Below are 23,465 nucleotides of genomic sequence, written 5' to 3' on the forward strand. Positions count from 1 at the left end.
AAAAAGCGGCGCAAAAACTTTTGTTATGCTGGGTCATGCGCGTTGTCGGCGACAACGCCCATGACCCAGCATAACAAAGTTTTCTTGCTACTTTTTGTTCACAAAAAGTAGTCCTTCCCCTTCCCTTGCTTGCGATATCTCTCTGAGGATCATTCACGATGCTGACAAAACTCTCGGACCTGCTGATCGAACCCTGCGTGCGCGCCGCCCTGCTGGAGGATCTCGGGCGCGCCGGCGATATCACCACCGATGCGGTGATCGAGTCCGGCACGCAAGCGCGGGTCGCCATGGTGGCACGCGAGCCGGGCGCCGTCGCCGGGCTGGATTTTGCCCGCCTCGCCTTTCGGCTGGTCGATCCGGAGATCGCCTTTGCCGTTCTGATCCAGGATGGTGCACGGGTGCAGCCCGGCGCGGTGATCGCCCGCATCAACGGGCCGGCACGAGGCATTCTCACCGCCGAGCGCGTCGCGCTGAATTTCCTCGGCCGGCTTAGCGGCATCGCCACGGCGACCGCCGGCATCGCCGACAGCATCAGCCACACGCGGGCGAAAATCACCTGCACGCGCAAGACCACACCGGGCCTGCGTTTCGCGGAAAAATACGCGGTCCGGGCCGGCGGCGGCGCCAATCACCGTTTTGGCCTCGATGACGCGGTGCTGATCAAAGACAACCACATCGCCATCGCCGGGGGCGTGACCATCGCCATCCGCCGCGCCCGCGCGCAGGTCGGCCATCTGGTGAAAATCGAGGTCGAGGTCGATACGCTGGCACAGTTGGACGAGGCACTGACCGAGCGGCCGGACGCGGTGCTTCTGGACAATATGACGCCCGACATGCTGCGCGAGGCTGTGGCCCTGATCCGCGGCCGCGCCATCGCCGAGGCCTCCGGCCGGGTGAGCGCGCAAACCGCCCCTGCGATCGCGGAAGCGGGTGTGGATCTTATCTCTGCCGGCTGGCTGACCCACAGTTCACGGGTGCTGGATATCGGCTTGGATTTTGCGGGGTAGAAGAAAGTAGCCGCTTTTTAAAAAAAGCGGCGCAAAAATTTCTGTTATGCTGGGCCACGGGCGATGTCGAGGACAACGCCCATGGCCCAGATTCGTAAAGTTTTTTTGCTACTTTTTGTTCACAAAAAGTAGCCTTCCTTCTTGCTCTAACTGTTCACCGAGCGGATCTCATTGCGGATCGTGCCGATGCGGTCGATCTCGGTTTCCATGATGTCCCCGGGCTTGAGAAATTCCTGCGGGGTGCGGGCGGCGCCGATGCCGGACGGGGTGCCGGTGGCGATGATGTCGCCCGGTTCCAGGGTCAGGCCGAGCGAGAGTTCCGCAATCAGGCGCGGGACTTTAAAATACATCTGCCGCGTGTTGATGTGCTGCTTGACCACGCCGTTCACCCGCGTGGTGAGGTTCAGGTCGTTATAATCTATGTCGGCGGCGGGGACGATCCAGGGGCCGATCGGGCCGTGCCCGTCCAGGCTCTTGCCTTTGAACCATTGTCCGCCATGGTCCACCTGCATGTCGCGCGCCGTGGTGTCGTTGATCACGCTATAGCCGAACACGTAATTCATGGCGTCGCTTTCGCTCACGTTAGTGCCGCGCTTGCCGATGATCACCGCGAGCTCGCCTTCCCAGTCGATCATTGTCGAGACCGCCGGGTTGAACGGAATCGGGTCGAACGGGCCGTTCACCGTATGCGTGCCCTTGGTGAAGAATACCGGATGCGCCGGCAGCTTGGCCTTGGCGGCGCGCGCCGTCAGGCTCTCGCCGAAATGCTCGAGATAATTCCAGCCGACCGCGTAGACATTGCGCTGGGGCACGGGAATCGGCGCGTAGAGCCGCACGCTGTTGACGGAGAGCGTGCTCTCATAGGCCGCGCAGCGCTGCGCCTGGGCCAGCGCCTGCGGTCCGGCGGCGATCAGCGAGAGCATGCTCGACGGGTCGAAAGCGAGCGTCATGTTATTGGCCCGCGCGGCGGCGCCGACATCCACGACCATCCCCTCGGCCGTGACCACACCGACGCGCGGCGCCGTGCCGGGTTGCGGGCTGAACGTGACGAGGCGCAGCGCCGAGCGGCCCGCAGCCGGGGGCGGAACCAGAATCTTGGTCGTCGCGGCGACCGGACTCGCCATCAGCGTACCGGCCGCGGCGCCCGTGCCGAGCTTGAGAAAATTACGTCGTGCGTTGTCCATCTATTTAGTCTCCCCTGTTTGGTTGCGGCCTTGATGAGCCGGTTAGAGCGTTTCGGATAGGGGAAAGCAGCCGCTTTTTGAAAAAAGCGGCGCAAAAACTTTTGTTATGCTGGGCCATGGGCGTTGTCACCGACAAAGCCCTGGCCCAAACTAACAAAGTTTTTTTGCTACTTTTTGTTCACAAAAAGTAGCCTTGCCTTCCTAAAAGCTGGTGATGATCTGCCGGATGGCCGTGCCTTCACGCAGCCGGTCCATGCCGAGATTGATATCCTCGAGCCCCAGCCGATGCGTGACCAGGCGGTCCACCGGCAGAAGACCGCGCCGGTACAGGCCGATATAGCGCGGCAGATCGCGGATCGGCACGGCGCTGCCCATATAGGAGCCGCGGATCGTCCGTTCCTCGCCTGTCAGCGTGACGGCCGGAATCGACAAACGCGCCTGCGGCGGCGGCAGGCCGGCGGTGACCAGCTCGCCGCCGCGACGGGCGATGTTGTAGCCCAGCTCCAGCGCCGCCACGGCGCCGGCCAGTTCCAGCACCGTGTCCACGCCGCCCCGGGTGGCGTCGCGCACCGCCTGCACGACATGTTCGTCGGACGCGTTGAACAGGTCGGTGGCGCCAAGGGCTTTCGCAGTCTCCAGCTTGCGCTCATTGGTGTCGATGGCGATGATGCGGCCCGCCCCGGCGGCGACCACGCCCAGCAGCCCGGCCAGACCGACGCCGCCCAGGCCGATGATCGCGACCGTGCTGCCCGGCCGCACCCGGGCGCTGTTGAACGCCGCCCCCACACCGGTGAGCACGGCGCATCCGAACAAGGCCGCCTCCTCCAGGGCCAAGTCCGGGTCCACCTTGATCAGCGAATGGCGGGACATTACGGCATGCTCGGCGAAGCAGGACACGCCGGTCTGGTGGCTGAGCGGCACGCCCTCGCAACTGAGGCGGCGCGCCCCGGAGAGCAGCGTGCCGTTGACGTTCGCCTGACCGCCGGGCTCGCACAAAGCCGGCCTGCCCTCGGCGCAGGGCAGGCAGTGACCGCACATCGGCACGAAGACCGAGACCACATGATCACCGGGCCGCAGATCCTCGACCAGCGGCCCGACCGCCTCGACGATGCCGGCGGATTCATGGCCGACCACCATGGGCAGTGGCCGCGGGCGCAGCCCCTCGACCACGGACAGATCGGAATGGCAGATGCCGGCGGCGGCGATGCGCACCAGCACCTCGCCGGGACCGGGCGGGGCGAGATCCACCGTCTCGATGCTGAGTGGTTTGCTCTCGGCATAGGGAAGTGGCAGACCCGACTGACGCAGGACGGCCGCGCGGGTTTTCATGCGCGCGTTCTTTCCGAGTCGCCATGGCAGCGATGGTTTTGACTCAATTGATGTCTCCTTCCCCGGCTTCCAACGTACAGATGCGCTAAACCGCCGACGTTTTTCCTGACAAGCAGCAACCAATCCAGCGCCGGACATGCCGGCCGGTGCGCTTCCCAACCCAATTTTGATTTTTCGGAAGGCAGACTGTGCCGAAAAAATTTTCGTGTCAATGACGGGTGCCGCGCGCGCCCGAGTCGTTTGAACGACGGCGTTTTGGCTCTGCCGGCCTGGCCTTTGAGCGGGTCTCCACCACCGGGCCGATTCGGCAGCGCCTCCATCGCCGCGCCGAACGAGCATTGACCGTGGCAACCACGGCTGAGCGCCGACAACCCGTCTCAACCCAGCTTATCAGCACACTTCACGGCGCGAAACGGGAGGTTAGTTTTTATGACTTGAGAAGAAAATTATGCTTACGAGAAGTTTTTATACTTACCATAACACCGCCGCCGCGCCCGGAAATTACTTACCTTGACCTAACGGAGCATTTTTGGAACATTCGATCGCAACCTAAAGTAATCTCCCGAAGGGACGTGCGTAGTGTGACCAGCGATCGCAGCAATGGCAAAGCGGGGGGAACCAGCGCCACGGACATCCGAGATTTTTCCGACATATGGGAAGTGGCACTCGATGGCAGCGGCACCGGCGTCTGGGACCGAAACGTCGTCACGAATGAAATTCGTTACTCTGCCACATGGTTCGCCATTCTGGGCTATTCTCATGAAAGACCGCAAAATCTAATCGAGGAAAGCTATTTAAGGCTTCATCCTGACGACCTTGCTTATGTGCAGGAATCGATGCGGGCGCATTTTGATCAACGGACGGCGTTCTATGAAACCGAACACCGGATCCGCTGCAAAGACGGCAACTACAAATGGGTCCTGAGCCGCGGCAAGGTGACCGAGCGGGCCGAGGATGGACGCCCGCTGCGCATGGTCGGCACCACCACGGACATCACCACCACGCGCTCCCTGGCCGAGCAGCTGAAACTTCAGAACGCGCGGCTCCGGGAAAACGCCGCCAAGCTGTCCGCCCTCTCCCGCGAGCTCGCCGAGCGAACCAGGGAGCTCGAAGCCACCCACCGCCTGGCGAAGGTGGTGTCATGGCGCTGGGACGTGCAAAACCGATCGATCCATTTCTCGCGCGAGCTCCGGCAGATCATGGGCTTGCCGCCCTCCGAAGCGCCGGTCACCTACGACCAGATCAAGTTGTTGCACCATCCAGACGACTATGATCGTGCCATGGCCTCTTATTATACGGCACTCCACTCAAAATCTCCCGTTACGCTCGAATGCCGGGTCGTTCAGCCTGACGGGGTCGTTCAAAATATCCTCACCCATGTCGAGCCGATCGTGCAGCCGGATGGCAGCGTGACCCAGCTGCGCGGGACCAGCCAAAACATCACGGATTTCCGCAACATCGAAGCGGCGCTGCGCGACAGCGAGGATCATTATCGCCATATGGTGGAACTCCACCCGCAAATTCCATGGACGGCCGGACCGGATGGCGGCACTCTCGAGGCCGGGCCGAAATGGTACCAGCTAACAGGAATGACCAAGGAAGAGACGCTTTCCTATGGCTGGGTAGCAGCACTCCATCCTGATGACTGCGCCTGGGTGACCGCATCCTGGAAGGACTGCTTGGCGAGCGGCCGTCCCCTGGACATCGAATATCGTGTCAAACTGCCCGACGGTCGGTTCGGCTGGTTTCGCTCCCGCGCCGCGGCGCGCTTCAATCATCTCGGCCAGATCGTTCGCTGGTACGGAACGATGGAGGACGTCACCGACCGATATGCCGCTGAAGCGGCCCGGAAGACCTCGGAGGCTCTGGCCTTCCGCGTTCTGGAAGCCGCAAAAGATGCGGTGATCGTGTTCGACAGAACAGGGCACATGAAATATGCGAATGCGCAAGCCACCAAGCTGTTCGGTTGTGGATCACCTCTGAGCAATCTGCGCGTCAGAGAGATTTTTGTGGCTGAGCCACCATCTCGTATCGCGCAAGCCATCAATCGCGGCGTGGTGTTGGGCGAAAATGCGAATTTTACATACTTCTGCTACCGTTTAAAAATCTGGTTAGAGGTGAATATTTATACGAACACCGAGAACGTCTCGGTGTTTCTGCGCGATATCTCTGACAAAAAGCGGGCCGAAGAGCAGCTGAGCCAGGCCGCCCGTCACGATTTCCTGACCGGTACGCTCAATCGCGGCGAATTTTTTGCGCGTCTCGGAGAGACCCTCGCGCAACAGGCACAAGGCAAACACACGGCCCTGCTCTGTCTGGACCTGGACAATTTCAAGGACATTAATGACGTCCACGGTCATCCGGTCGGCGACGGGCTGTTGCAACAGGTCGTCAAGCGCCTCTCTCCCCTGCTCCGCCCAGGCGATTTTCTGGCGCGAGCAGGAGGCGACGAGTTCATGCTGGCGCAGACCGACATCGAGACTCCAGCTGAAGCCGTGAGCCTGGCGGAACGCATTCTGCGCGCCATGGGACGCGGTTTCGTCATCAACGAGCTGGTCGTTGCGGCCAGCATGTCCATCGGCGTCTCGATCTCGACAGAAGATACAGCGGACGCCGAAGCCATCTATAAGCAGGCCGATATCGCGCTCTATCAGACCAAAACAAATGCCAAGGGCAATTTCCGTTTCTTCCATCCCGACATGCAGGAGAAATTCGACAAAGCGCATCGGCTGCGGCTCGATTTGATGACAGCCCTTGAAAACGAAGAATTGTTTCTTGAGTTTCAGCCGATCGTCCGTACAGCGGATTGTTCGATCGTCAGCGCCGAGGCCTTGCTGCGATGGCGCCACCCGACGCACGGCATCATCCCCCCCGTGGAGTTCATTCCGATCGCCGAGGATAGCGGCCTGATTTGCGACATCGGCGCCTGGGTTCTCCGCCAGGCATGCAATGCCGCCCAGCGCTGGCCTGAACATGTGAACATCTCCGTGAACGTTTCACCACGGCAGTTCGAGCTTGACGATATCGTGCAAACCGTTTCCAACACCTTGCAGCTGTCGGGCCTGACGCCTGACAGGCTGCGGCTTGAAATCACGGAATCCGTTTTTTTCTCGAAGGACTCATCGAATTTATATACGATGAACGAGCTGGAAAATCTCGGCGTCAAGCTCGTCCTGGACGATTTCGGAACAGGATATTCCTCCCTCTCCTATCTCGACACTTTCCGATTCGACATCGTGAAAATCGACAAGTCGTTCATCCGCAAGTCAACAAACTCCTTGGGAACGCTGCCGATCCTGGAGGCTATCATGGGCATAACGAGGGCATTGAAGCTACAGGTCACGGCAGAAGGTGTCGAAACGCCCGAGCAGTTAGAGCATGTCAGACGACTTGGCTGCCAATTCGCGCAAGGCTATCTGTTCGGAAAACCCGGGACAGAAGCAGCACTTTTGCAGCACCTGCAGAATACCACCTGTGCCTAAAGGACCAAAGCAGGAAGTGAAGGAAAGGCTACTTTTTGTGAACAAAAAGTAGTAAAAAAACTTTATGAATCTGCGCCATGGGCTTTGTCGCCGACAACGCCCATGGCCCAGCATAGCCAAAAGTTTTTGCGCCGCCTTTTTCAAAAAGCGGCTGCTTCACTTACTCCCAGGATAACGCGCCACCGTTCTGGTATTCGATCACCCGGCTCTCAAAGAAGTTTTTCTCCTTCTTGAGATCCATCGCCTCGGACATCCACGGAAACGGATTCGCAGTTTCGGCGAAAACCGCGGACAAACCGATCTGCGCGCAGCGGCGGTTGGCGATGAAATGCATGTACTGCTCGCACAGCGCCGCGTTCAGGCCGAGGAAGCCGCGCGGCATGGTGTCGCGACTATAAGCCGCTTCAAGCTCCGCCGCGTCCCTGACCATGCCGCGCACTTCGTCCTGAAACGCAGCTGTCCATAGGTGCGGATTTTCGATCTTGATCTGATTGATCACATCGATGCCGAAATTCAGGTGCAGACTCTCGTCGCGCAGGATGTATTGATACTGCTCGGCGATGCCGACCATCTTGTTGCGCCGGCCGAGCGAAAGGATCTGCGCGAAACCCGTATAGAACCACATGCCCTCGAAGATCACATAGAACGCGATCAGGTCGCGCAGCAGCGCCTGATCCGTCTCCGGCGTGCCGGTACGGAAATTCGGATCATCGAGATGGCGGGTGAAATTCAGCGCCCAGGCGGCCTTGGCCGTGATCGAGGGCACCTCGCGATACATGTTGAACAGCTCGCCCTCGTCGAGGCCGAGGCTTTCGACGACGTATTGGAAGGTGTGAGTGTGCACGGCCTCCTCGAAGGCCTGGCGCAGCAGATACTGGCGGCATTCGGGGTTGGTGAGATGCCGGTAGATCGCCAACACGATGTTATTGGCCACCAGGCTTTCGGACGCGGCGAAGAAACCGAGATTGCGCTTGATCGCGTGGCGCTCGTCCTGGGTCAGGCCGTCGCGCGACTTCCACAGCGCGATGTCAGCCTGCATGGAGATTTCGGTCGGCATCCAGTGGTTGTTGCAGGCCGACAGATATTTATCCCAGGCCCAGCGATATTTCAGCGGCAGCAGCTGGTTCACATCCGCACGGCAATTGATCATCGCCTTTTCGTCGATGGAAACACGACCGCCGGTTGGCGTCGCCGTTTGGGGTGCCGTTTGGGGCCAGTCGAGCATCGTCTTCTTCTCTCCACTAGAGCAACATCCGATCGGATAAAGTTGCTCGCTAAAACACAACTCTCGAGCAAATTCCGTGAACATACGCGAACGGAACCTGCCCTGGAGCGATGGAACCGCTCGTACAAAAAGAACTAGAGCATGATTGATCCAAAACAATCATGCTCCAGCGATCACATCGTCGCTTATTGGCACGCTTCGCAGGTGGGATCGTCGATCGCACAGGCTTTGCCCCACGGCTCGGACGCTTCCGCTTCCGGCGCCGGCACGCTCGCGGATACCGCATTGAGCTTGCCGTCAGTGCCGCGCAGCGTCGATTTCTCGACATGGGTCGCCGAACGCGAGCGCAGATAATAGGTCGTCTTCAAGCCGCGCTCCCAGGCCAACCGGTAGAGCGCGTTCAGATGCCGGCCCGACGGATTGGCGATGTAGAGGTTCAGGGACTGCGACTGGTCGAGCCATTTCTGCCGGCGCGCCGCGGCCTCGATCAGCCAGGACGAGTCGATCTCGAAAGCGGTCGCGTAGAGCGCCTTGATCTCTTCGGGAATGCGGTCGATCTCGCTGACGCCGCCGTCGAAATATTTGAGGTCCGCGACCATCACCTCATCCCACAGCCCGCGCTGCTTGAGGTCGCGCACCAGCGCCGCGTTCACCACCGTGAAATCGCCCGACATGTTCGATTTGACGAACAGGTTCTGATACGCAGGCTCGATCGACTGCGAGACGCCGCAGATGTTGGAGATGGTCGCCGTCGGCGCAATCGCCATGGTGTTGGAGTTGCGCATGCCCGTGCGCATCACCCGCTGGCGCAAGCCAGCCCAGTCGAGCTTCGATGAGCGGTCGAGATCGAGGCCGCCACGGGCCTGCGCCAGCAACTCGAGGGAATCGATCGGCAGCACGCCCTGCGACCACAGCGAGCCTTCGAAGCTCGCATAACGCCCGCGCTCCGCGGCAAGATCGACCGAGGCGGAGAGGGCGTGAAAGCTGATCACCTCCATGCTCTCATCGGCGAAGCTCACAGCGTCCGTCGAAGCGTAAGGCAGGCGCAGCGTCTGCAGCGCGTCCTGAAAGCCCATGATGCCGAGCCCAACCGGACGATGCTGCAGATTGGAATGCCGTGCTTCCGGGATCGTGTAGAAATTGATGTCGATCACGTTGTCGAGCATGCGCATGGCGGTCTTCACCGTGCGCGCGACATGCGCCTGGTCCAGGCCCGCCTCCGTCACATGGGCGGCGAGGTTGACCGAACCCAGATTGCAGACCGCGACCTCGTCGGCCGAGGTATTCAGCGTGATCTCGGTGCAGAGATTGGAGGAATGCACCACGCCGACATGACGCTGCGGCGAGCGGATGTTGCACGGGTCCTTGAAGGTGACCCAGGGATGTCCGGTCTCGAACAGCATGGTCAGCATGCGCCGCCAGAGATCGCTCGCCCGCACCTGCTTGAACACCGCCATCTCGCCGCGCGCGGCGCGCGCTTCATAGGCTTCATAGGCGGTCTTGAAGGCGGGGCCATAAAGATCGTGCAGATCCGCGGTTTCGTTGGGCGAGAACAAGGTCCAGCCGGCATCGGCGGCGACGCGCTGCATGAACAGGTCCGGCACCCAGTTGGCGGTGTTCATGTCATGCGTGCGGCGGCGGTCGTCGCCGGTGTTCTTGCGCAGATCGAGGAATTCCTCGATGTCGATGTGCCAGGTCTCGAGATAGGCGCAAACCGCGCCCTTGCGCTTGCCACCCTGGTTCACCGCGATCGCGGTGTCGTTGGCGACCTTCAGGAACGGCACCACGCCCTGGCTCTCGCCATTGGTGCCCTTGATATGCGCGCCAAGCCCGCGCACCGGAGTCCAGTCATTGCCGAGCCCGCCGGAATATTTGGCCAGCAGGGCGTTGTCCTTGATGGACTTGAAGATGCCGTCGAGCGAATCCGGCACCGTGGTAAGGAAACAGGAGGAGAGCTGCGGGCGGCGCGTGCCGGCATTGAACAGGGTCGGCGTCGAGGCCATGAAGTCGAACGAGGACAGCAGATCATAGAACTCGATCGCCTTGGCCTCGCGCTCGGTCTCGCGCAAAGCAAGACCCATGGCGACGCGCATGAAGAACGCCTGCGGCAGCTCGATACGGGTGCCCCGCACATGCAGGAAATAGCGGTCATAGAGCGTCTGCAGGCCGAGGAAGTCGAATTGCAGGTCGCGCGCAGGTTTCAGCGCGGCGGCCAGACGCGGCAGATCGAAATTGCCGAGTTCGGGATCGAGCAGTTCGGCCGCGACGCCGGCTTTCACGTAGTCATGAAAATACGCGCCGTAGCGCGCCGCCATTTCCGCATGCGTCGCTTGCGCGGGCGCGCCCGCGAGAAAGCTCAGCGCCTCGCGGCGCATCTTGTCGAGCAGCAGGCGTGCGCTGACCTTGGCATAGTTCGGCTCGGTCTCGATCAACGTGCGGGTCGCGAGAATCGGCGCCAGCGCCAGCTCGTCGAGGGAGATGCCGTCATAGAGGTTGCGATGCGCCTCTTCGAGGATGGGCGCGGCCTGCACGTCGCTCAGCCCGTCGCAGGCTTCCGCGACCACCGTGGCAAGCCGCACGACATCAAGCGCGACCAGCGATCCGTCCGCCGCGGTCATGCGCAACTTCGGCGCCGGTGCTGCCAGCGAAGCGGCCTCGGAGTCCTTGCGCGCGCGCTCCTTGGTCCGCTCCTCGCGATAGAGCACGTAGGCGCGGGCGACCTTCTGGTGCTCGCCGCGCATCAGCGCGAGTTCGACCTGATCCTGCACGTCCTCGATATGGAAGGTGCGCCCGGCATCGGCGCGGCGCGCCAGGCTGGTCACCACCTGGTCGGTGAGACCGGCGACAATGTCATGGACGCGACGCGAGACGGACGCCGTGTTGCCCTCGACCGCCAGAAACGCCTTGGTCATCGCCACCGCGATCTTGGACGCGTCGAAGGCAGTCACCGCGCCATTGCGCCGGATCACCTGGTAGGCCGGCGCCCCCGATGACACGGACACGGCGCGGTCAATTTCGAAAGCAGCTGACATCGACTTAACCCCATCTGTTGGGGGCCAGGATCAGCGGCCGCATGACGACACCACGGCACGACGGCCATGGCCCCACAGGCGATCCACTGGACACCTCGCCCGCGGAAACTTTTTGCCACGGCCGGGCTCCTGACAGGCGGCGCACCGTTGCGGCGCGTCCCTTCCAGGTGCAAAAACAACACCGGCGCCGCCCTTCGACACACCGGATCGCCTCATCCCAAATCGACGATTCGGGCGACCATGATAACTAGATATTGTTATGATTTTGTCCCCGGCGTCAACATCCAGTGGTTGCGCCCCACTCCGAAGTGAACGCCAAGTAGGACTCCCAGATCAAGGAAAGCAGCCGCTTTTTAAAAAAAGCGGCGCAAAAATTTTTGGCTCAGCTGGGTCATGGGCATTGTCATCGACAACGCCCATGACCCAGCATTAAAAAAGTTTTTTTGCTACTTTTTGTTCACAAAAAGTAGCCTTCCCCTTCGCTTGCCTAAGCCACGCCGTCAGTGCGACGCGGTCCCTTCCGCCTCAGCCTCGACCTTCTGAGCGGCGGCGGTGGCGATCGTGACGTCGTTGTCCTTATTCAGGCCCGCGACGCCAATCGCCCCGACAACCTGGCCGTTCACGCGGATGGGAACGCCGCCGCGCAGCGCCATGAATCCGGCGGTCACGAAGGCCGTCCGGCCTTTATTGATGTTATCCTCCATCTCAATGGTCGGCCGTTGCAGGAGCGCCGCGGAGCGCGCTTTGCCGATGGCAAGGTCGATGCTGCCGACGCGCACGCCGTCGAGACGCTCGAACGCCAGCAGATTGCCGCTCTGATCAACCACGGCAATCGCGGAGGGCGCCTTCAACTCAGCGGCCATCTGCTCCGCAGCCTTCACCGCGGCCTGCGCTCCCGCGTTGGTAAGAACCGCGTATGTCGCCGTCAACGGCGCCGCATGGGCACTGACAGCAACAGAACTCATAGCGAAAACTCCCAGGAAAATACGAGTAACGAGCACGGGCGCAATGTGACGCATGGCCGAAGTCTCTCCAATGTGGGACAGGTCGTTGATACGACCGTCATGCGCACGGGCCTGCCAAAGGCGCGTCACTAAGGCAAATGTATTCTTACTATTTTCCACATGCGTCGGTTCGATAAGACATCCCGACAAGAGCGAACCCATGCTGGGCCATGGGCATTGTCGCCGACAACGCCCATGGCCCAGCATAGCCAAAAGTGTTTGCGCCGCTTTTTTCAAAAAGCGGCCGCTTTCCTTACTTCACGGCGGCGCATCCACCTGACGCACGAAGTGAGGTCCGAGCGCGTCCAGCCGGTCGATCCCGAGCATGGCCATGTCGCGCGCGATCTCCGTCTGCATCAGCCGCAACGCGTGGCGCACGCCATCCGCCCCGGCGGCGGCCGCGGCGAACAGAAAGGGGCGCCCGACGAAGACGAAATCGGCGCCGAGCGCCAGGGCTTTGAGAACGTCCGTGCCCCGCCTGATGCCGCCATCGATCATCACCGCCATCTCCCCGGCCTGTGCCACCGCTTCACGCAGCACCGCCAGGGGGGCGACGGCGGTGTCCAGCTGTCGCCCGCCATGGTTGGAGATCCACACGCCGTCGACCCCGGCCTCGCGCGCCAGTGCCACGTCATCGGGCGCAAGGATGCCCTTGATGACCAGCTTGCCCTTCCAGAGGCGGCGCATGAGCGCGAGATGAGTCCAGGAGAGACCGTCGCGCGCGCCGACCGCACGTTCGACGGTGCGGGACAGAATGGCAGGGCCGCGGAACGCGTCCATGTTCTCAAAGTGCGGCATGCCGCGAAGCAGCGTCCGCCCGAAGGTCATGAGCGACCAGGGCGTATGGCTCATCCCGTCCAACAGCAGCCGCACACTGGGTTTGAGGGGCATCGAGAAGCCCGTCCTGACGTTATTTTCGCGGTTGGCGGCGACGGGAACATCCGCGGTCAGCACCAATGTCTCGTAGCCCGCTGCCGCCACGCGGGCGAGCATGGCCTCGATCCGGTCCGGCTCGCCCGGCAAATAGGTCTGAAACCAGCGCGCGCCCCCTTCCGATGCCAGACGTTCCAGCGGGATGAGCGAGGTGGCACTCGCCACCATCAGCGCCTGTTCGGCCCGCGCCGCCTGCGCCAGCACAAGGTCTCCCTGAAAGGTCGAAAGCCCCGAAAGCCCCATCGGCGCGATGCCGACGGGCAGGCTGTAGCTGGTGCCGAACAGCGCCTGCGCCGTCGCGCGGGCGCGCGTGTCCACCAGCATGCGGGGCATGAGGGCGAGCCGCTGATACGCCTCCCGGCTGGCCCTGAAAGCCGCCCCCGTCTCCGCAGCACCTGCGTAATAGCCATAGATCTGGCGCGGCAGGCGCCGGCGCGCGGCAGGCTCGAAATCCTCCAGGCACAAAAAGCGGCGGAGCGACCGCGGCAAAGCGGGCTCGGTACGGGAAGCGGTCCTGATGTCGCGCGCGAAGGTCTCCATATGACCGGCCGGCGAGCTCATGGCGCAGCCACGCGCAGTCGCAGGATCTCGCACAGCGCCTGGTCGCGCTGCCGTGCCGGCGCCTCTATCCCCAAGGCACGCAACTCGTCCTCGACGCCGGCGATGAGCTGTTCGCGCAAGTCAGGCGTCAGGTTCGAGGTCCGCAGTGTTGCCCAGCGCGCTTCCTGGGACGGGCCCAGATGTTCCAGATAGTGCCGGTAACCGCCATCCCCGCCGCCCAGATGGTACAAAAGATGCGGCCCCATAACGGCCCAGCGCAGGCCCGGCCCCTGGCAAATCGCCGCGTCGACGTCTTCCACCGTCGCCACGCCGGAGGCGACGAGGTCGACCGCTTCGCGGAACAGCGCCGCGGTCATGCGGTTGGCGACAAACCCCGCCTGCTCCCGCCGCACATGGATCGGATGTTTGCCGATTCCCTTGAAAAATTTCATCGCCCATTCGACGGACGAAGCCTCGGTCAACCGGCCGGGCACGATTTCGACCAGGGGGATGAGCGAAGGCGGGTTGAACGGATGAGCGCCCAGCACGCGGCCTGGGTGCGCCGCCCGGCTCTGGTAGTCGCTCGGCAGCAGTGAGGAGCTGCTGCTCGCGATGATCACCTCGGGCGCGGTCATGGCATCGATGTCCGCGATCAGCGCCGTCTTCGCCTCCACCGTCTCCGGGCCGTTCTCCATGATGAAGTCGGCGCGGCCGCAAACCTCCCGCAGCGACGCGAAAGCCACCGCTGGGGGCTCACCCGCGATGCGCACAAGCCCCGCCTGCCGCATCACCGGCCAGATCTCGGCGACGAGGGCGGCAACACGCGCGGCCGCGCCCGGATAGGGGTCAAAGGCCGAAACCTCAAAACCCTGCGCCAAGAAATACGCCGCCCAATGGGCGCCGATCAGGCCCGCGCCGACGATACCGATCCGCGCGACGGTCTTTTCTTTTGCTTCCATTTCCGCAATCCCTCCCCCGCTGATGATTTTCCGGTCATCTTGCAGCTGTCCGACGCGGACAGTGTTGGACACCTCGGCTGACTTATCAAGAGAGGCATTAGGCAAGCGAAGGCAAGGCCTTCTTTTTGTGAACAAAAAGAAGCAAAAAAACTTTGTTAATCTGGGTCATGGGCGCTGTCGCCGACAACGCCCATGGCCCAGCATAAAAGAAGTTTTTGCGCCGCTTTGGCTCGAAAAGCGGCTGCTTTCTTTCTCCCTGAGAAGCAGATCTTCCAACAGCCGGGCTTGCTCACACAACGAAGCCATTGTTACCGTCATTTTTTCGCGGCTAAGGCTATCAAGGGGTTTGAATGGTTGAGATTCGGGCGGTGGTGCAACCAAAAATCGGGTTTGCCGCGCATCAAAACGCCATTCCTCTGATCGCCGATTTGCAGATCGAGACTCTCGGGGACGAGGCCATCGGTCCCGCGACCCTGACCCTTGTCGCCAGCCCCGGCTTCATCGCGCCGCGTGCCTGGCGGATCGACCGGCTGGCGCCGGGATCGCTGCTGCACATCGCCGACCGGGTGGTGAATTTCGACGGCGGCATGCTGGCCGCGTTGAACGAGGCGGTGCGCGTGGAACTGCGTTTCGCCTTGAGCGTGGACGGGATGGAACGCGCGACAGCGTGTTTCGATGTCGAATGCCTGCCCCGGATGCAGTGGGGCGGCATGAGCACGATGGGGCTGCTCGCCGCCTTCTGCATGCCCAATGACCCGGCCGTGGACCATGTGCTGAAGGGGGCCTCAAACGCCTTGCGCAAGGAAGGCAAGCCGGACGAGATCAACGGCTATCGGCGCGCGCCGGAGGAGGTCTGGCTGCTCGCCTCGGCGATCTGGTCGACCATCGCGCAACTCGACCTGAGTTATGCACTGCCGCCGGCGAGCTTCGAGACCGAGGGACAAAAAATCCGCGCCCCGGCCGCGATCCTCGACAGCAGGATAGCGACCTGCCTGGATGCAACGCTGCTGTTCGCGGCCTGTCTGGAGCAGGCGGGCCTGAATCCGGTGATCATCCTCAGCAAGGGACACGCCTTCTGCGGCGTGTGGCTGCGCGACATGTCGCTGCCGCACCTCATCGCCGAAGAGGCGGAAATCGTCCGCAAACACGCCGCGCTCAACGAACTGCTGGTGTTCGAGACGACCCTGGCCACCAAAAACCCGCCGGCGCGCTTCTCCCAGGCCATCGCCACCGCCACGCGGCAAATCAGCGAAGCGCACGATACGGATTTCGTCGCGGTCCTGGATATAAAACGCGCCAGGCTGCAACGCATCCGGCCGCTCAATGGGGAGGAAGGGGCGCGGGCCGTTGTCCCCGGAGAGGGGGCAGAATATCAGCTCGAACTGCCGCCGCCTTTTGCCCTCCCGCCCGTGAAAACCGAGCTTGCGCCGGACACGCCGGCCGGGCGTCTCGCGCATTGGCAACGCAAACTGCTCGACCTCACCACGCGCAACCGCCTGCTGCACGTGCCCGACAGCGCCAAGGGCGTCCGCCTGCTGTGCCACGATATCGCGGCTCTGGAGGAAAAGCTCGCCGCCGGCCAGAAAATCCCCATCGCCCCTTTGCCGGATCTGGCCCTCGCGGGGCGGGATGCGGTGCTCTATGAGCAGCAGCGGCTGGAAGACCTGCAAGAACAGGTCACACGCCTGGCTTGGGAAGAAAAAACCACGCTGCTCTGCCCACTGGAAAAGACCAGGCTGGAAGCCCTGCTGGTCGATCTCTACCGCATTGCGCGGAGCAATTTGCAGGAAGGCGGCGCCAATACGCTGTTCATCGCGCTCGGCTTCCTCAAATGGAAGAAGGCGGAGGATGACCAGCATGTGTATCGCGCGCCGCTGATTCTGTTGCCCGTGCAGCTGGAGCGCAAAAGCGCGCTCTCCGGCGTGGTGATGACCCAGCATGAGGATGAGCCGCGCTTCAACCTGACGCTGCTCGAACTGCTCCGGCAGGATTTCGATCTGGACATTCCCGGGCTGGACGGCACGCTCCCCGCCTCATCCGCCGGCCATGGCATCGACGTGCCCGCCATTTTCACCGCGGTGCGCCGCGCCGTGCGGGACATCGCCGGGTTCGAGGTGACGGAAAACGTCATGCTGGGCACGTTTTCCTTCGCCAAATACCTGATGTGGAAAGACATGGCGGACCGCGCGGCGCAGCTGACGGAAAGCCCGGTGGTCAAGCATCTGATCGAGCGCGGCGCCGAGCGCTTCCGCTCCGGGGGCGATTTTCCGCGCCCGCAGGAGCTCGACCGCAAGCTTGAGCCAGCCCAGCTTTTCCTGCCGCTGCCGGCGGATTCCTCGCAGGTTTCGGCCGTCGTCGCCAGCGCCAACGGGTGCGATTTCGTGCTCGACGGCCCACCCGGCACCGGCAAATCCCAAACCATCGCCAACATGATCGCGCACAACCTGGCGCTCGGCCGGCGTGTGCTGTTCGTGGCCGAAAAAATGGCCGCGCTGAACGTCGTGTATCGGCGGCTGGAGGAAAAAGGGCTCGGCGATTTCTGCCTACAGCTGCATTCCAACAAGGCGTCCAAGGTCGATGTGCTGAAACAGCTCGAGCGCGCCTGGGACGCGCGCGATGCGCTTATCCCCGACGCCTGGGCAAGGGAGGCCGGGCAACTGCGCCAGATGCGGGACCGGCTGAATGAGTTTGTCGCCCTCCTGCATTTTGTGCAGCCCAATGGCATGACGTTGCATCAAACCGTCGGACTGGCGGTGAAGAATGCGGCGGTGCGCGCCCCGCGCCTGTCATGGCCATCCGTCGACCATGACGAGAGCGATCTCGCGCGGTTGCGCGACATCGTGCGCCGGCTGGAAATCGGCGCGGCACAGATCGCCGCAGCGCCACCCTCCTTCTCGTCCCTGCGAACCATGGAATGGTCGAACGCCTGGCAGGAAGAGATCGAGGACACGGCCCGGGCTTTTGCTCCCGCCCTCGAAGCCCTGCTGGCGGCGCGCGACAACTTACTGGGGACCGTGAAACTAACTTGGCCGACCCACGACCTGCCGGGCATTGAAGCTTTGTGCCACCTGGCGCAAGCGGTTCTCGCCACCCATGGGCTGGACCTGCGCTTCGCCTTCGCCGCCGAGTTTTCGGCTCTGGTGCCGGCCGTGGCTGAGGCCGCGCGCTTGCAGCAGGACTATCGCCGTCTGGAAGCCAAACTTTCCGTGCCCTTCGGCGATGTCGCCGCGGTGCCGGTCGCGGTCCTGGAGCTGGAATGGCAGGCTGCGTCACAAAAACTCTTTCTGTTCGCCGGGACTGCGAAAAAGAAGGTGGCCGAACGGCTGGCAGCTTTGGGGCAGACCAAGGCCACGCCATCTCCCGCCGAGGATTTGCCGCTTTTGCGCAAGCTGCAGTCTGTGGCCACGGAACTGACCGCCTTGTCACCGCTTTTGCAACCCGTGCCGGGCTGGGATGGGCTGCACAGCGATGCTGCCCGCATGGCCGACGCGATGGCGCGGGCGGAAACCCTCCGGCAGGCCATCGCGGCGGACGCGCCGGATCCTGAAACGCTGATCCAGCGCCGCCAGCAAATCCGCGCCCTCGTGGTCGAAACCAACGAGCTTTTGCGCCCCGGCGGCCGTATGGCCTGCGATCTGGAGGTCTGCGCCACGGCCTTAGCGCGGATGTCAGGCTTGGCGGGCCGGCTTATCAACCTTGCCGGCACGGACCAGAAAACCGGGCTGGCTGCGCTGGGGCTGCTCGCGGCGGCGATCGCCGCGCATCCGGAGCACCTGAATCCCTGGTGCAACTGGCGGCGCGTGGTCACCCAGGCGCAACAGGCAGGACTGGCCCCGCTGGTGGAAGCGCTGCAGCTGGAGCCTGCCTCAAGCTTGTCCAAGCTGTTCGAGACCGCCTATGCGCGCTGGTTCGCGGCAAAACTGATTGATGCGGAGCCGCGCCTCAAGGAATTCGTGCCGGACGTGCATACGAGCGACATCGAAGCCTTCCGCAAGCTGGAAGATCGGCTCGCCGGCCTCGCCGTGCGCTACACCAAAGCGCGTCTGTGCGGGCAGATTCCCGACAAGAATGCGGTCGGCAAGAAGGACGGCTACGGCATCCTCAAGCACCAGCTGCAACTGCAAAAACGCCACAAGCCCATTCGCCAGCTCACCACGGAAATGGGCGAGGCCTTTGCCCGGCTGGCCCCCTGCATGCTGATGAGCCCGCTATCCATCGCGCAATATCTGCCGCCCGATCTGCCCCCGTTCGACCTCGTGATTTTCGACGAGGCCTCGCAGATCGCCCCGTGGGATGCGATCGGCGCCATGGCGCGCGGCCGCCAGGTGGTGGTGGCGGGCGACCCGCGGCAGATGCCGCCCACGAATTTCTTCGGCCGTTCGGCTGGGGATGAAGAGGTGGACGATGACGAGCGGGATGCCGAGAGCATCCTGGAGGAATGCCTCGCCGCGGGCCTGCCGCAGCACACGCTGGAATGGCACTATCGCAGCCAGCATGAGAGCCTGATCGCCTTCTCCAACAGCCGCTATTACGAAAACCGGCTGATCACCTTCCCGGCCCCGGTGACGCGGGCCAGCGCCGTCTCCTGGCGGCGCGTGGACGGGGTGTATGCCAAGGGCACGGGACGCACCAATCAGCGTGAAGCCGAGGCCATCGTGGCGGAGACCGTGGCCCGGCTCAGCAATCCCGATGGCAAGACGCTCGGCATCATCGTCCTCAACGCCGAACAGCAGCGCCTGATCGAGGATCTTCTGGACCGCGAACGGCAGCGCAACCCGGCGCTGGAGCGTTTCTTCGGCGACGCCGCGCTGGAGCCGGCATTCGTGAAAAACCTCGAGACGGTGCAAGGCGACGAACGCGACGTGATCCTGCTGGGCATCGGCTACGGTCCAACCGAGCCCGGCGCGCCGGTGATGTCGATGAATTTCGGCCCGCTGAATCGCGACGGTGGCTGGCGCCGCCTGAACGTGGCGCTGACGCGCGCGCGGGCGGAGATGATGGTGTTCACCTCCTTCGACGCCGCGATGATCGACTTCAACCGCACCAACGCACGGGCCGTGCGCGATTTGAAGCACTTCATCGAATTCGCCGAGCGTGGACCACGCGCTTTGGCCGAAGCGGTGCAAGGCTCGTTGGGCGGATTCGACTCACCGTTCGAAGCGGCCGTCGCCGAGGCGCTGAGCGAAAAGGGCTGGCAGGTGGTGACGCAGATCGGCGTCTCGCGCTTCCGCATCGATCTCGGCATCGTCCATCCCGACCGGCAAGGAGATTATTTGGTGGGCGTGGAATGCGACGGTGCCGCCTACCACAGCGCCGCCACGGCACGGGACCGGGACAAAGTCCGGCAGGCAATTCTGGAAACACTGGGCTGGAAGCTGCTGCGCGTGTGGTCCACGGATTGGTGGGTGAACAAGGCAGGAGCAACGGAAAAACTCCACGCGGCGATTTCCCGCCTGCTGGAAGCCGACCGCGCCAGCCGTGCGGTGGAAATGGAAGCTGCAGATTAAGAAAGCGGCCGCTTTTTAAAAAAAGCGGCGCAAAAATTTTCGTTATGCTGGGCCATGGGCGTTGTCGGCGACAACGCCCATGGCCCAGCATAAATAAAGTTTTTTTGCTTCTTTTTGTTCACAAAAAGAAGCCTTCCCTTCGCTTACCTGTGGCTCACGCCAGCGGATTAACGCCGATCAGCCATTTATGCAGCCACAGCGCGAAAGCGGCCCAGAGGATTAGGCCTACCACGATCGTGATGACATCGCCTTGCCGTGCGCCGCGAGGATAGACTGTCCCGGCACGGCGATCACGGCGCCGGGACACCACGAAAGCCACGATTGCCCAGATCAGAAAGGCGCCGAACAGCACGACATCGCGCAGCATGCCGATGGCGAGCAGATGACCGAAGGCCCATATCTTGACGCCCGCGAGCATCGGATGGCCGATCCTCTCCTTGATGTGATTCCGCGGCACATACGCCGCGGTGACCAGCACGAAAGCGATGAGGGTCAGGATGCTGTTGAGATGCCGCAACCAGTCGGGCGGTGCGTAGAGCAGCACCAATGTCTCCTGCGCGGCGTTGAAACCGCCGATCATCAGGATGAGCCCCACCAGCGATGTCAGCGCGAAAAGCCCTTTCCAGGCTCCGGCGCCGAAACGCTCAATCTGTCGCTGACGCCAGTCCGCCGCCACGATATGGATCGAGTGCGCGCCCAGAAAAATGATCAGACCCAAAATCAGCAGGAGCATCACGGCGCCGCCTTCCTCGTCCCATTATCTTTTCGCGTTTTCTTATATCGAAGAAGCGAGGGCAGACCAAAAAGCGCTTTACCCGGCCTGGCGCGTCGGAAATTCGCGCGGGGGCGAAAGCGTTTCGGCCCGGGCCGGGAGAACGGCGGCTTCAATTTCACCAAGGCGAGGACCCGAGATGCTTTCATGTGCCAGAAGCTCGGCGGCGCAGTCGCGCAGGAGCGCAAAATTCTGAGTCAGGATGGCGCGGGCACGGCCGTAGGCGTCCTCGAGCAGATCGTGGATCGCCGCGTCAATGGCAGAAGCCGTCCGTTCGCTGTAACGCCGCGGCTGATAGTCCATGACGCCGCCGGAGGTGAGCATGGGGGATGACGCGATCTCATAGGTGACATGGCCGAGCTTGGCATCCATGCCGTACCGGACCACCATGCTGCGGGCGATTTCCGTGGCGCGCATCAGGTCATCGGCGGCGCCTGTGGAAATGTTCGGAAACACCAGCGCTTCGGCGGCGCGACCGCCGAGCAGGACGGTCATGCGGTTGATCAGTTCGCCGCGGTCCATCAGGAAACGGTCTGTGGCCGGGCGCTGGATGGTATAGCCGAGTGCGGCCAGCCCATGCGGAATGATCGATATTTTTTGCACCTTGTCGACATCCGGCAGGGCCATGGCGGTGATGGCGTGCCCCATTTCGTGATGGGCGACCGCGTTGCGTTCCTTGGGCGCCAGCAGGCGGGTGCGTTTTTCCAGCCCGGCGACCATGCGCTCCACGGCCTGGTTGAAATCTTCGAGCGTGACGGCGTCGGCGCGCCTGCGTGTGGCGAGCAAGGCGGCCTCGTTCACCAGGTTGGCAAGGTCGGCGCCGGTGAAGCCCGGGGTCATGCCGGCAATCTCCTCGAGCGAGACGTCGGGGCTTAAGCGCACCTTACGAATATGCAGGCGCAATATATCGACCCGGCCGCCGCGGTCCGGCCGATCGACCAGCACCTGTCGTTCGAACCGGCCGGCGCGCAGCAAAGCGGGATCGAGAATTTCCGGACGGTTGGTGGCGGCCAGCAGCACCACGCCGCTGGACGGATCGAAACCGTCCATCTCCGCCAGAAGCTGGTTGAGCGTCTGCTCCTTCTCGTCATTGTTGCTGCCGGGAATGGCGGCGTTGCGGGCGCGGCCCAGGAAATCCAGCTCGTCGATGAAAATAATGGCGGGAGCCTGGCGGCGTGCCTGTACGAACAGGTCTCGCACGCGCGCGGCGCCGACGCCGACAAAGAGCTCCACGAATTCCGAGCCGGAAATGGAGAAGAACGAAACCCCGGCTTCACCCGCGACGGCCCGCGCCAGCAGGGTCTTGCCGGTTCCCGGCGGGCCGACGAGCAGCACGCCTTTGGGAATATGCGCGCCAAGCCTGCCGTAATCGGCGGGAGATTTCAAAAACTCCACAAGCTCCTCGAGCTCGGCCTTGGCCTCGTCAACGCCGGCGACATCACGAAAGCGGACCTGCACATCATTTTCCGCGTAGACGCGGGCCCGGCTCTTGCTGATGGAGAGGAGCCCTCCCGTTCCCCCCAACCTGCCGCCGGAGAAAAAATAGAAAATCGCGACGAATGTCAGGACCGGCAGCAACCAGCCGAGCAGCGTGGCGAAGGCGCCTGAGGCGGGCTGGCCGCTGAAGGTGAGTTTGGATTTCTCCAGCGCGGCGGCGAGGCCCGGGTCCACACGGTCGGTGGTGAACTGCTCCGGCTGGCCAGGGCTGGGATGTTTCAAAGTGCCGCTGATGGTGTTGGGAGAGATGACGAGGTTGTCGACGCCGTTGGCGGCGAGCAGAGACTGGAACTGGCTATAGGGGATCGAGGGGGAAGGTGCGGGAAATAACAACGGCACCAGCACGAAAAACAGAAGCAACGAGACAAGCGTGCCGAAGATCGCCAGACCGGTCTTCACATTTGGCGGCAGGTTTTTGCGCTGGTCGGGCATGGCGCGCGTCAGCCGCTCCGCAGCGGCGAAGAAATCCAGAGGCTCAAATGGAGGGCAAGCTTGTCGTCCGCCGTCTTGACCAGATCCTTGCTGAGCGTGCCGCGCAGGGCCGTTTTCACGGCGCCGTTCAACGCGCTTTCGATCACGGCGGCGATGTCGGGCAAAGCGACGATGAGCAGGGCGTCAAAAGCGCCGTCGCCTTCCAGATCATTCAGCCGCCGGGCGACGAACTGGGCGAAATGCGCCTTCTGCTGCTCGTGGAGATCATGCCGCGGGGCGAACGCGTGATGCGCCGTCGAATCGCTGTGGAACGAGGCGCCGGGCGCATCCGTGCCGAGATCGGCGGAGCGCTTATGGGCCGCGATCGAATCGAATTTCTGGTCCGTTCTCAGCACGCCGTCGGCACCCCGGCGGACGAGACGGGCATGTTCACCGTCGGCAAGGACAATCATCAGGTTTGACCGTTTCGGCATAGCTTGCCTCCTGACCGTGGGGATGACGCTAGGTCCGCCTGGACCGCGCCGGTATGATACAGGTCAAACGGCGCCGCGACGCTCAGGAG

The 23,465-nt window shown here is 62.7% G+C and carries 14 protein-coding genes; 3 read left to right on the forward strand and 11 right to left on the reverse strand.

Annotation, left to right across the window (positions count from 1 at the left end):
* Positions 1 to 158: 158 nt before the first annotated feature.
* Positions 159 to 1,007, forward strand: a complete 849-nt coding sequence (nadC, locus tag VGG47_RS08870) for a carboxylating nicotinate-nucleotide diphosphorylase (RefSeq protein WP_331537586.1) — start codon at positions 159 to 161, stop codon at positions 1,005 to 1,007.
* A 146-nt stretch (positions 1,008 to 1,153) separates the two neighbouring features.
* On the opposite strand, the gene VGG47_RS08875 is transcribed toward nadC, so the two are convergent.
* Positions 1,154 to 2,191, reverse strand: coding sequence for a fumarylacetoacetate hydrolase family protein (locus VGG47_RS08875; protein WP_331537588.1), 1,038 nt, complete (start codon positions 2,189 to 2,191; stop codon positions 1,154 to 1,156).
* Positions 2,192 to 2,392: 201 nt separating this feature from the next.
* Positions 2,393 to 3,520, reverse strand: coding sequence for a zinc-dependent alcohol dehydrogenase family protein (locus VGG47_RS08880; RefSeq protein WP_331537590.1), 1,128 nt, complete (start codon positions 3,518 to 3,520; stop codon positions 2,393 to 2,395).
* 581 nt (positions 3,521 to 4,101) lie between these two features.
* Here VGG47_RS08880 and VGG47_RS08885 point away from each other — a divergent pair.
* Positions 4,102 to 7,002: an EAL domain-containing protein gene (locus VGG47_RS08885; RefSeq protein ID WP_331537592.1), complete on the forward strand. Its 2,901-nt coding sequence runs from the start codon at positions 4,102 to 4,104 to the stop codon at positions 7,000 to 7,002.
* A gap of 28 nt (positions 7,003 to 7,030) precedes the next feature.
* Here the strand turns inward: VGG47_RS08885 and VGG47_RS08890 are convergent, their stop codons facing one another.
* From VGG47_RS08890 to VGG47_RS08915, 6 genes are all read right to left on the reverse strand, one after another.
* The gene (locus VGG47_RS08890) at positions 7,031 to 7,162 is read right to left on the reverse strand and encodes a hypothetical protein (RefSeq protein ID WP_331537594.1); all 132 of its coding nucleotides are present in this window, start codon (positions 7,160 to 7,162) and stop codon (positions 7,031 to 7,033) included.
* Positions 7,163 to 8,227 (reverse strand): ribonucleotide-diphosphate reductase subunit beta, encoded by a 1,065-nt coding sequence (locus VGG47_RS08895; RefSeq protein ID WP_349256821.1) that lies wholly within the window; start codon positions 8,225 to 8,227, stop codon positions 7,163 to 7,165.
* Between the two features lie 185 nt (positions 8,228 to 8,412).
* A complete protein-coding gene (locus VGG47_RS08900) occupies positions 8,413 to 11,259 on the reverse strand; it encodes a ribonucleoside-diphosphate reductase subunit alpha (protein WP_331537598.1) in 2,847 nt (948 codons plus the stop codon).
* Positions 11,260 to 11,759: 500 nt separating this feature from the next.
* On the reverse strand, positions 11,760 to 12,224 hold the full coding sequence (locus VGG47_RS08905) for a GlcG/HbpS family heme-binding protein (protein ID WP_331537600.1): 465 nt from the start codon (positions 12,222 to 12,224) through the stop codon (positions 11,760 to 11,762).
* A gap of 297 nt (positions 12,225 to 12,521) precedes the next feature.
* Positions 12,522 to 13,757 carry an alpha-hydroxy acid oxidase gene (locus VGG47_RS08910; protein WP_331537602.1) on the reverse strand — a complete coding sequence of 412 codons (1,236 nt, stop codon included), beginning with the start codon at positions 13,755 to 13,757 and terminating at the stop codon, positions 12,522 to 12,524.
* Positions 13,754 to 14,695: a 3-hydroxyacyl-CoA dehydrogenase NAD-binding domain-containing protein gene (locus VGG47_RS08915; RefSeq protein ID WP_331537604.1), complete on the reverse strand. Its 942-nt coding sequence runs from the start codon at positions 14,693 to 14,695 to the stop codon at positions 13,754 to 13,756. The genes VGG47_RS08910 and VGG47_RS08915 overlap by 4 nt, the downstream gene beginning before the upstream one ends.
* Before the next feature lie 350 nt (positions 14,696 to 15,045).
* Here VGG47_RS08915 and VGG47_RS08920 point away from each other — a divergent pair, with 350 nt between their 5' ends.
* Positions 15,046 to 20,202, forward strand: coding sequence for a DUF4011 domain-containing protein (locus VGG47_RS08920; protein ID WP_331537606.1), 5,157 nt, complete (start codon positions 15,046 to 15,048; stop codon positions 20,200 to 20,202).
* Between the two features lie 154 nt (positions 20,203 to 20,356).
* Here the strand turns inward: VGG47_RS08920 and VGG47_RS08925 are convergent, their stop codons facing one another.
* The 3 genes from VGG47_RS08925 to VGG47_RS08935 all read right to left on the reverse strand — a co-directional run bounded on the left by VGG47_RS08925 (position 20,357) and on the right by VGG47_RS08935 (position 23,376).
* Positions 20,357 to 20,935 carry an NnrU family protein gene (locus tag VGG47_RS08925; RefSeq protein WP_331537608.1) on the reverse strand — a complete coding sequence of 193 codons (579 nt, stop codon included), beginning with the start codon at positions 20,933 to 20,935 and terminating at the stop codon, positions 20,357 to 20,359.
* Between the two features lie 78 nt (positions 20,936 to 21,013).
* Complete coding sequence (gene ftsH / locus VGG47_RS08930) at positions 21,014 to 22,903, reverse strand: ATP-dependent zinc metalloprotease FtsH (protein ID WP_331537610.1); 1,890 nt, start codon at positions 22,901 to 22,903, stop codon at positions 21,014 to 21,016.
* An 8-nt stretch (positions 22,904 to 22,911) separates the two neighbouring features.
* A complete protein-coding gene (locus VGG47_RS08935; RefSeq protein WP_331537613.1) occupies positions 22,912 to 23,376 on the reverse strand; it encodes a host attachment protein in 465 nt (154 codons plus the stop codon).
* Positions 23,377 to 23,465: the final 89 nt, after the last annotated feature.

This window comes from Acidocella sp., from assembly GCF_036489515.1.
Lineage (GTDB): Bacteria > Pseudomonadota > Alphaproteobacteria > Acetobacterales > Acetobacteraceae > Acidocella.